Here is a 1,031-nt window from a genome sequence, read left to right on the forward strand (position 1 = left end):
CCGCCCGAACCTGGCCTGGATCGGCCGCGACCGGTAAACATGCCCATTTCACTCAAGCAGCACGAACGCGCAAAGCCCGTCTTTGCGAAAGATCCTGCGCCGTGTCTCGGCACTCGCATGAAGCTGCGGCAATGACCGACCCGTTCTGCTTCCGACAGCCCTGCACGGCCTGACAGGCAGGCTGTTCTAGCAGGCCGCCGAACCAGTCAGGCTTGGGACAGTTATGCCCCGAAAGAGAAGCCCCCGGCAATCACCGGGGGCCTTGTTTACTGGAAGCTGCGCCGGCAGGTGCCGGCACTGGCATGGCCTCAGGCCTCGGTGGTCTCGCGCTGCAGCAGGGCAAGCTCGTCCTTGATCTCGAGCTTTTCCTTCTTGATGGCGGCGATCTCCTCGGCGCTTGCCGAGGGGCGCTTCAGAAGCTCCGCGAGCTGATCCTCAAGCGCCGCGTGACGCGCGTTCAGCGCTTCGATCCGGCCGGTGATGTCGCCCATGTCGTAACCTCCATATGTCAGTTCCATACTCGACTTAGGCACGACAGATGCCAATTCCAGGGTCGGGGACCGATTATGGCCCCCGAAAGGCACGCTGCATGGCGAAGAACTTTGTTTCGCTTGATGCAAGGCTTGCCACCACAGCCTGGGAACTGGGGGCGACCTCCAGGCGGTTTGCAAGGCCGCCCTGAAGGAAGCCATCCGGGCCGAGCGTGCGGCAAAGGCTCTGGACGCATCCAGAGGTCGCGACAGGATCTGGATCAGCGGGGAGGCGCCGGGCCTTTCAGGGAGGCATCCGATAATCAGGAGATAATCCCCCAGTATTCTCGGCAAGCGCCACCCGATCGAAGCGCTGCGGCGGTTCTTCGGGGATGCGGTGATAGAACGCTCTTCCAAAGGAAGGGGCGCTTTCCCTTGATGCGTTCCTTCCGCACGGGGAATGGCACAACCAGCGGCCTGCCCCCGCCTTCTCCTGACCGCCGCCGACTTAATCCTGCATGTCGTTCAAGGTGCGAAGGTGTTAATTTCCACCCAGAAGTG

The 1,031-nt window shown here is 62.2% G+C and carries 1 protein-coding gene; it reads right to left on the minus strand.

Annotated features, from left to right (window positions below; all coding sequences use genetic code 11):
* Positions 1 to 308: 308 nt before the first annotated feature.
* Complete coding sequence (locus tag CK944_RS23520) at positions 309 to 491, minus strand: YdcH family protein (RefSeq protein ID WP_158248138.1); 183 nt, start codon at positions 489 to 491, stop codon at positions 309 to 311.
* Between the last annotated feature and the right edge of the window lie 540 nt (positions 492 to 1,031).

Origin of the sequence: Paracoccus sp. SY, from assembly GCF_002901215.1 — a bacterium.
In the GTDB taxonomy this organism is placed as follows: Bacteria; Pseudomonadota; Alphaproteobacteria; order Rhodobacterales; family Rhodobacteraceae; genus Paracoccus; species Paracoccus acridae.